The following is a 9,634-nucleotide window of genomic DNA, read 5'->3' on the forward strand; positions in this document are numbered from 1 at the left end:
ATTGCTAACATGTTCGCTCTCTCTACGACTATAGACCACTCTTTGACTTCGTTTCTTTATGATCGAAGCAATATACACATAGCCGCCGTTATCTTTTAAGCCTTTTAAGTGCTCTTCTTAAAAGGCGCACGGCGCGCGAAGCCATTGCTAACATGTTCGCTCTCTCTACGACTATAGACCACTCTTTGACTTCGTTTCTTTATGATCGAAGCAATATACATAGCCACCGTTATCTTTTAAGCCTTTTAAGCGCTCTTCTTAAAAGGCGCACGGCGCGCGAAGCCATTGCTAACATGTTTGCTCTCGCACCTTTCTCATTTCTACTTCTTTACTTTGTTCATTTACGATATCATTAATATAGAGACTTACTAAAAGGTGTGATTCTTTGAAAACAACGACACTCTTACTCTTAATAATTATTTCAATGCACTTCATGACCCTCATCAATGTTACTTTTTTTAATGGAGCATGGAATGGAATTGTTTTATCCATCTCAACTTTTTTATTTATTACAACATTAGCATTTTATAGTATTAATAAACAAAAAAATAAAGCTAGTGACCACTAGCTTTAGTAATTCACTTCATTTTGAAGCATTAAAAAACCGACTGCACACCCATGCAGTCGGTCTCTACGTATTTACTTAACCGTAATCTTTTCAACATTCCCCATATAAGGGCGTAACACTTCTGGAATCACAACTGATCCATCTTCCTCTTGGTAATTTTCTAAGATTGCAGCAACTGTACGTCCGACTGCAAGTCCTGAACCATTTAATGTATGAACAAATTCTGGTTTCGCTTTTGGTTCCGGACGATATTTAATGTTTGCTCTGCGTGCTTGAAAGTCTTCAAAGTTACTGCAAGAAGAAATCTCACGGTAAGAATCATTGCTTGGAATCCATACTTCAATATCATACTTCTTTGCTGCCGTAAAACCTAAATCAGCCGTACACATGCTTAATACTCGGTATGGAAGTTTCAGAAGCTGAAGTACTTTCTCAGCATGTCCTGTTAAAGTTTCAAGTGTTTCATAAGATTCCTCAGGCTTCACGAAACGTACGAGTTCCACTTTATTAAACTGGTGCTGACGAATTAATCCACGTGTATCACGTCCAGCAGAGCCTGCTTCTGAACGGAAGTTTGCACTATATGCTGTATAGGCAATAGGTAATTGTTCTGCCGTTAAAATTTCATCGCGATGTAAGTTTGTTACCGGTACTTCTGCAGTTGGTATAAGGAAGTAGTCCAAATCTTGAATTTTAAAAGCATCCTCTTCAAACTTAGGTAATTGACCTGTACCTGTCATACTTGCACGATTCACCATATATGGAGGAAGCACTTCCTCATATCCATGCTCATCTTGATGTAAATCCATCATAAAGTTAATCAACGCACGTTCTAGACGTGCCCCTAATCCCTTATAAAAGACAAAGCGGCTTCCTGTCACTTTAGAAGCTCGTTCAAAATCAACGATTCCTAAATCAGTTGCTAAATCCCAATGAGCTTTTGTTTCAAATCCAAAAGAACGTACCTCACCCCACTTACGGACTTCAACATTATCATCCTCTGTATCTCCAATAGGAACGCTCTCATGCGGAACGTTAGGAATCGTTAAAAGAATCCCTTCTAACTCTTCTTCCGTATTACGCAGTTGTTCATCCAATGACTTAATCTTTTCTGATACTTCTTTTGTCTCTTTAATTAAATGATCTGCATCTTGTTTTTCACGTTTTAATTGCGCTACTTCTTGAGATACTTGATTTCTTCTGCTTTTAAGCTCCTCTACTTCAACAATAATGGTACGGCGCTTTTCATCTAACTCTTCAAAGCGATCTAATCCAGAGATATCTTCACCTCTTGTAGCAAGCCTCGTTTTTATATCATTAAAATCTTTTCGTAAACGTTTTACATCTAACATTTCTTGTCCTCCTTAGTCTCATCTTACCTATTCTACCAAATTTTACTGAATAAAAAAAAGCCCTCACCCCTTCTGTAAAAGAAGGGACGAGAGCACCCGCGTTACCACCCTTGTTGCCTAGGTATTAGGGCAAACTTCCCTAATACCTAAATGCCACTTTAGCAATAACGGCTGCCTACCGAGAAGATTTCATACTTCTACTCAAAGGTGGATTCCATACAAGCACTGACCGGTTCGCACCATCCACCGGCTCTCTGTACAGCACATTGTATGTACTAATCCTTATCTACGCATTTTCTTTATTGTTTTAATTCTTCTACAATTGAAACAAAAAATTGATGAAAACGATGGTCATCTGTAAGCTCTGGATGGAAAGAACATGCTAGGAAGTTACCTTGCCTTGCAGCAACAATTTCATCCCCATACTTTGAAAGAACTTGAACATCTTCCCCCACTTCTAAAATAAGTGGTGCTCGGATGAAGACTGCACGAATATCTTCACCTACTCCAGCTACATGAAGATCTGTCTCAAAACTCTCACGTTGACGCCCAAATGCATTACGCTGTACCTTCATATCAATGACAGCTAAATGGCCCTCATCTTGTCCTTCAATTTGTCCAGCCATTAAAATCGCACCTGCGCATGTCCCAAACATTGGTTTACCTGCTGCAGCAAACTCTTTTAAAGGCTCATAAAATCCATATAAATCAATAAGACGGCGCATCGTTGTACTTTCTCCACCAGGAAGTACTAAACCATCTAAATCATTGAGCTGTTCTACTTTTTTTACTACGACTATTTCTGTATTAGGAGCTTCTAAGCAGTTCACATGCTCTCTAACAGCTCCTTGCAGTGCCAGTACACCTATTTTAACCATTACTGATCCTTTCCCTTATTCCAAGCTTAAATTACCAGCCGCGCTCTTGCATGCGCTCTGTTGGGTTAAGAGTCGAAATTTCGATACCTTTCATTGCTGTTCCTAATCCTTTAGAAAGCTCAGCAATTAACGCATAATCTTCGTAGTGAGTTGTTGCTTCGACAATTGCACGAGCAAATTTCTCAGGGTTGTCTGATTTGAAGATACCAGAACCTACAAATACCCCGTCAGCACCTAACTGCATCATTAATGCAGCGTCTGCAGGAGTCGCTACACCACCAGCTGCAAAGTTAACGACAGGTAATTTACCTGTTTCTTTAATTTGTAATAAAAGATCAAATGAAGCACCAAGATTCTTCGCTTCAGTCATTAACTCATCCGTAGACATTTGTTTAACTTTATTGATTTGACCTTGAATCATACGCATGTGACGTACAGCCTCTACAATATTCCCCGTTCCAGGCTCACCTTTTGTACGAATCATTGATGCACCTTCACCAATACGACGAGACGCTTCTCCTAAATCACGTGCTCCACATACGAAAGGTACAGTAAAATCACGCTTGTACAAATGGAATACTTCATCAGCAGGCGTTAATACTTCACTTTCATCAATGTAGTCAACACCCATTGCTTCAAGCACACGTGCTTCAACAATATGACCAATACGCGCTTTTGCCATAACTGGAATTGATACTGCATTTAGTACTTCTTCAACAATTGTTGGATCAGCCATACGTGCTACTCCACCTGCTGCACGGATATCAGCTGGTACACGCTCAAGCGCCATGACTGCAACTGCTCCTGCAGCTTCTGCAATCTTTGCTTGTTCAGCGTTGATAACGTCCATAATGACGCCACCTTTTTGCATTTCTGCCATACCTCTTTTGACTCTGTCTGTTCCTGTTTGACTCATTTGTATATCCTCCTATACCGTTCGTCTAAAGTTGAATGATTATCCTACATTAGTATACCTTAAAACGAGCTTTTTCGCATAAATTTTCAGTTTTTATTTTAGCATAAAACGGATCCTTTACAAAATAAGGGACTGAAAAAGAAAATTTTCCTTTTTCAGTTCCCTAAAAGGATCCGTTTTATTAGTTTTTATTTATGAAAACCAGCCTTTTACTGTATCAGCTACCCCATTCCAAATACCTGAGAAGAAGCCACCGATCGCACGCATTGTCATGGAGAACCAACCTGCTTTCTCAACAGCAGAGTCTGTCACAACTAATACTTCTGCACGTTGTTTCGGGTATAGGAACTCTTCATCTCCTTCTCCTGTGTAAACAAGAGAGAGGGTTCCAACTTCTGCTCCTGCTTCAAATGGAGCAACAATCTCTCCATCTTCATTTAATACGTTGTTATCAAGGATAAGCTCAGTCGCATATAAATCTTCTTCACCATTACGAATAACAGTAGTTAATGGCTCGACACTAGAAATGGCTACTTCTCTTTCTTTACCAGCTGCTACTGGAAGAATGTCTAACCCTTCAGGAGCATAACCAGAGCCTACAATTTCAGCACTTGAGAAATTATTAAATCCGTGATCTAATAACTTAGCCGTCTCGTTAAAACGATCATCACGTGTACCTGTTCGCATAACAACAGTAATAAATCTCATCCCATTACGCTCAGCTGTTCCCGTAAAAGCATTACCAGCTGCAGATGTATAACCAGTCTTTAATCCATCAACACCTTGGTAATCATGCTGTGCCTCAATGCCTGAGAGCATCCAGTTCCAGTTACGCATTTCAATTTGCTCATCTGGACCAGCTTCAAACGTTAGTGTAGGAATACTTGCCGTCTCAAGTACCTCTGGGTAATCATTAATTAAATGGTATGCAAGCTTTGCTGTTGCACGTGCAGACATCATATTTTCAGCATTTTCACCAGTACCATCAGGATGGTTACCTAGTAAATCAGAATTATTCAACCCTGTTGAGTTAACAAATTCATAATCTTCTAAACCAAGCTCTGCTGCTTTATCGTTCATCATACGAACAAATTCCGTTTCAGAACCAGCAATTAATTCAGCTAGAGCAATCGTTGAAGCATTTGCAGAATAAATTGCTACAGATTGGTAAAGTTGTTCAACTGTATATGAATGATCTCGCCTAAGTGGTACGTTTGATAACGCAGTATAAAGTGATAAATTCCTTACAAATTCGCTAATTGGTACTTCTTGACTCCAAGAGATTGTTCCCTCATTAATTGCTTCAAGAATCAAGTACTCACTCATCATCTTAGTCATACTTGCTGTTGGTAAAATTGCATCTATATTCTTTTGATATAAAATCTTTCCTGTATTAGCGTCTACTAGAATTGCAGATTCAGCTTGTAAATCAAAAGCTGCATTTGTTTTCATTGGTTGTATCACAAACGTCAAAACCACAACAATCATAAGCATGATTGAAAGTGACTTTTTAAACATTAGTTGATTCACTTTTATCCCTCCACCTTTTCACATAGAGGTAATTTTATCATATCTACTAAAAAAAAAATAGATACATATGATGCTATCTATTTACTATTTTTTACAAAGATTAACGAGTGTTCATCTCTATTTGTAAAAAAAATACTCATAAGGACTTTGTCCATTATGAGCATTTTCTCTTTTTTTAAAGTGAATAATTTGGAGCTTCTTTTGTAATTTGTACATCATGTGGGTGGCTTTCACGTAAGCCAGCTCCAGTAATACGAATGAATTGACCATTTTCTCTAAGGTCATCTAAAGTAGCTGTTCCACAATACCCCATCCCAGCACGAATTCCTCCAATTAATTGGTGAATTGTATCATTTAACGGTCCTTTGTAAGGAATACGACCTTCAATTCCTTCTGGGACTAACTTCTGAGCATTTTCCTGGAAATAACGATCTTTACTTCCTTTTTCCATTGCTCCTAACGAGCCCATTCCACGGTAAACTTTAAATTGGCGCCCTTGATATATTTCACGTTCTCCTGGGCTTTCTGAAACACCTGCTAGTAAGCTACCAAGCATAACTGCATGTCCTCCTGCAGCAAGTGCTTTAACGATGTCTCCAGAATACTTGATACCACCATCAGCAATAATTGGTACACCATGCTTTTGTGCTTCTAATGCACAGTCATATACCGCTGTAACCTGCGGAACACCAATTCCTGCAACGATACGTGTTGTACAAATCGAACCAGGTCCAATTCCTACTTTTACTACATCTGCTCCAGCTTCAATTAGATCACGAGTTGCATGTGCTGTTGCAACGTTACCAGCAATAATTGTTAAATCTGGATATTGTGAGCGAACATCACGAACTTTATCTAAAACCCCTTTAGAGTGACCATGTGCTGTATCGATCACAATGGCATCTACACCGGCTTCTACTAGTGCAGCAATACGAATATCAGCATCAGCTGAAACTCCAATAGCAGCACCTACTACAAGCCGTCCTTGAGCATCTTTGGCAGAGTTAGGGAACTCAATAACTTTTTCAATATCTTTAATTGTGATTAGACCTTTTAGCGTGCCTTCATCATCAACTAGTGGGAGCTTTTCAATTTTATATTGTTGAAGGATCTTCTCAGCTTCATTCAAAGTCGTACCAACTGGTGCTGTAACGAGATTCTCTTTTGTCATCACTTCATCAATTTGAATGGAGTAATCTTCAATAAAACGTAAATCACGATTAGTAATAATACCAACTAGTTTTTGGTTCTCATCAACAATCGGGACACCAGAAATACGGTATTTACCCATTAAGTGTTCTGCATCAAAAACTTGACGGTCTTTTGTTAAATAGAAAGGATTAGTAATAACACCACTTTCAGAACGTTTAACAATTTCAACTTGCTCCGCTTGTAATTCAATCGACATGTTCTTATGAATAATTCCAAGTCCACCTTCACGTGCCATAGCAATAGCCATTTTTGCCTCTGTAACTGTATCCATCCCTGCGCTAATAATTGGAATATTTAATTGTAAGTTCTTGCTCAATTTTGTTTTTACAGATACATCACGAGGTAAAATTTCTGACTTTCCTGGAACTAGAAGTACATCATCAAAGGTTAAACCTTCTTTTTGAAATTTATTTTCCAACATATTCTGCCTCCCCGAATCGATTTTTATCGAAAAATATTATTAGTAGCTTATCAAGTGGGCAAACTACTGTCAAGAATGGATATAATGTTCGACTTTTTAGAATATACAGAACTAAAGGAGGTGCGTTAAAATTAAATGATGAACGATTTATTTATACCCTTTTATTCTGCTACGTACTCAAGAAAATATTTAACTGAAAAATATGAAGCAAAACAGATTTCTCAACTGAAAACGAAGAGTTATCAAGTCTGTTCTTCTTTTATGTATCATTTACAACACGGACAATTATATTTCAATCAAGCAATTAACGCTCCCATTGAAATAAAACCTGTTCTTCTTTTTTATGGTGCTGTACAACTATTAAAAGCATGTATTTTAACAGTTGACCCTAACTATCCAGAGAATTCTCAAGTCCTTGCACATGGCGTTACAACACGAAAAAGAAAAAAATCTACTTATCGTTTTTTAGACGATGAAGTAAAAATCCAGAAAAACGGACTCTTTTCCCATTTTTTAGACAAAATGTTTCACATGAAACATTTGGAAGGCGAAAAATATCATATGGTGACACTTTTCCACCATATAGCTGAAATGCATCCATTATTTCAACGCCTTACTAATAAGTCGCTATCATTTAAAGGAGAGTTAAAGCAAAAAACCATTTTGCTCCCTCCTAACGTATTAGATCGATATCATATGACTGTTAATCGATTTGAACAATATGTAGAGGCAAATACAGTTACCGATAAATCAATTAAAGTAAAAGTAGCAGAAACGAAAGAAAATGTTCAAATAACATGTTCTCACCTACCTCCATTCTGGAATTCAAACCCTTGGATATATGACTGTGATAGGAACATTTATTTCTTCCAGGATCGTGAGCACTTGAAAGTATACTCTTTGCCAGAGCTAGCAACTCATTTTTTGCTGCTATATAACTTGAGCATGATATGCAGATATGAAGCGGAATGGTGGGGGGATTTAATTCATACGTTTGACGGTGTTGACTTCCCGTATATCTCCCATTACTTACATGTGGTTGAACGGAAGATACCGTTGATTATATCAAGCTTTTTGGAAGAGCCTGATAGCGTTTAAAGGGACTATACCTTTTCTGTTATGAGAAAGGTAAAGCGTAGATCTATACTTTTATTTAAAGATAGGTACGTTATGATTTACGAGGGGGCTAGCTTTATATGCCACCTCCTATATAAGGAAATTGATACGATCTAGGAGTTTTTCAGGAAGTAGTACACGTGATTTTAGGTTTAGGTTATCCTGCTTCTGAAGTATGGTATATATCAAACTATGCAGAGTTTTTACGTGTAACAATTAGGTTTGGTTTGCCTAAGTACAAGTTGCTAATTTGAATGCTAACTACTTTTAACTTATAACAACACATAATGACTAGAGAACATAGCTCATCTTAAAGTAAACAACACGGATTAACTACTTTTCAAGCAATTTTTTTCTTGTATAGGGCTTGGTTTACTATAGTTATCCCGTTCTATTATCTTAAAATAATGAGGGAGTAAAAGCCTTTCTGTCCAAGTTGGGCGTTATTCTGTCGGAATTGGGGGATTTGCTTTCCAAACTGCTCCATTTGCTGTCAGAACTCTTCTTTTTTTATCGAAAGTGTTATATCCTGTTGAGTGGCTCCCCTTCTATGGAGCTACCCTGACCATCACTTCAATCTTGATGCAAAGCGTAACTTCCTGGCGCGTCCTAGCTTGCCATTTCTATCCAACAGGGATGGTTGGTCATGATGTGCTTCTTAGAAATTTTTCACATCGTGTTACGAAGAGATACGGCTCGTCTCACAGGGGGACATGATGTTATTCAAGAAGTTTGCTCATGTTGCAACTATTCCAAGAAGGTTTTACTCCTTCTGGCACGCTACTGATATGCTGCTTCATTCCATCATCTCTCCTATTTCTATGCGGAGCGTGCCCGCCTGGCAACGTCCTGGCTTCCCATTTCTCTCTTATACGAGGATGATTGAGCATGGAGTAATTTCTTCGAAGTTTCTCACGTCGTGTTACGAAGAGAAAGGGTTCGGACTCACTTCTTTTATTCTACTAGGAAGACACGATGTTTTTCTTAGATGCACTCTGTAATCGGGCTCACTACTATTATGCAGCGTATATCCGTCTCTCCCATTTCTATGCAGAGCGTGCCCTGCCTGGCAACGTCCTGGCTCGCTATTTCTCTTCTACGGGGCTGATTAGCCATGATGTTATTTCTTCGACGTTTCTCACGTTGTGTTACGAAGAGAAACAGCTCGTCTCACAGGGGGACATGAAGTAAATTCGAGACGTTTATTCATGTAGTAAACCATCGGCCTATTCGAGGAGGATGCTGTTCCTTGGGGCGCTCTACCGATAGGCGGCTTTATCCCATCATCTCTCCTATTTTCATGCGAGCGTGCCCACACCTGGCAACGTCCTGGCTCGCTATTTCTCTTCTACGGGGGTGATTGGGCATGATGTTCTTTCTTCGACGTTTCTCACGTCGTGTTACGAAGAGAAACAGCTCGTCTCACAGGGGACATGAAGCAGTTTCAAGATGTCTTTTCACGTTGTAACCATCGGCTTTATTCAAGGAAGATGCTGTTCCTCCGGAACAGTGCTCTTCATCGCCTTCAGCATTCTGTTTATGCATACTAAAAAAGACAATCCAATGGATTGTCTTTTATCTGCCTGGCAACGTCCTACTCTCACAGGGGGAAGCCCCCAACTACCATCGGCGCTGAAGAGC

General features: G+C 39.0%; 7 protein-coding genes and 1 other annotated feature. Of the genes, 2 read left to right on the forward strand and 5 right to left on the reverse strand.

Going from position 1 to position 9,634, the window contains the following annotated elements:
- Window positions 1-639 precede the first annotated feature (639 nt).
- The 5 genes from serS to guaB all read right to left on the reverse strand — a co-directional run bounded on the left by serS (window position 640) and on the right by guaB (window position 6,877).
- The gene (gene serS, locus SAY88_RS23950) at window positions 640-1,920 is read right to left on the reverse strand and encodes a serine--tRNA ligase (protein ID WP_332634902.1); all 1,281 of its coding nucleotides are present in this window, start codon (window positions 1,918-1,920) and stop codon (window positions 640-642) included.
- A 79-nt stretch (window positions 1,921-1,999) separates the two neighbouring features.
- Window positions 2,000-2,218 (reverse strand) — a binding site (T-box leader).
- 1 nt (window position 2,219) lies between these two features.
- Window positions 2,220-2,798: a pyridoxal 5'-phosphate synthase glutaminase subunit PdxT gene (gene pdxT / locus SAY88_RS23955; protein ID WP_332634904.1), complete on the reverse strand. Its 579-nt coding sequence runs from the start codon at window positions 2,796-2,798 to the stop codon at window positions 2,220-2,222.
- Window positions 2,799-2,829: 31 nt separating this feature from the next.
- On the reverse strand, window positions 2,830-3,714 hold the full coding sequence (gene pdxS, locus SAY88_RS23960; RefSeq protein WP_034634174.1) for a pyridoxal 5'-phosphate synthase lyase subunit PdxS: 885 nt from the start codon (window positions 3,712-3,714) through the stop codon (window positions 2,830-2,832).
- 192 nt (window positions 3,715-3,906) lie between these two features.
- The gene (locus SAY88_RS23965; protein WP_431308917.1) at window positions 3,907-5,244 is read right to left on the reverse strand and encodes a D-alanyl-D-alanine carboxypeptidase family protein; all 1,338 of its coding nucleotides are present in this window, start codon (window positions 5,242-5,244) and stop codon (window positions 3,907-3,909) included.
- Between the two features lie 175 nt (window positions 5,245-5,419).
- Window positions 5,420-6,877, reverse strand: coding sequence for an IMP dehydrogenase (gene guaB / locus SAY88_RS23970; RefSeq protein WP_332634908.1), 1,458 nt, complete (start codon window positions 6,875-6,877; stop codon window positions 5,420-5,422).
- A gap of 135 nt (window positions 6,878-7,012) precedes the next feature.
- Here guaB and SAY88_RS23975 point away from each other — a divergent pair, with 135 nt between their 5' ends.
- Window positions 7,013-7,975 carry a YaaC family protein gene (locus tag SAY88_RS23975; RefSeq protein ID WP_332634909.1) on the forward strand — a complete coding sequence of 321 codons (963 nt, stop codon included), beginning with the start codon at window positions 7,013-7,015 and terminating at the stop codon, window positions 7,973-7,975.
- A gap of 1,467 nt (window positions 7,976-9,442) precedes the next feature.
- Window positions 9,443-9,634, forward strand: a 192-nt coding sequence (locus SAY88_RS23980) for a hypothetical protein (protein WP_332634911.1), incomplete at its 3' end; no start/stop codon positions are given.

Origin of the sequence: Halalkalibacter flavus, assembly GCF_036663575.1 — a bacterium.
Lineage (GTDB): Bacteria > Bacillota > Bacilli > Bacillales > Bacillaceae_D > Halalkalibacter > Halalkalibacter flavus.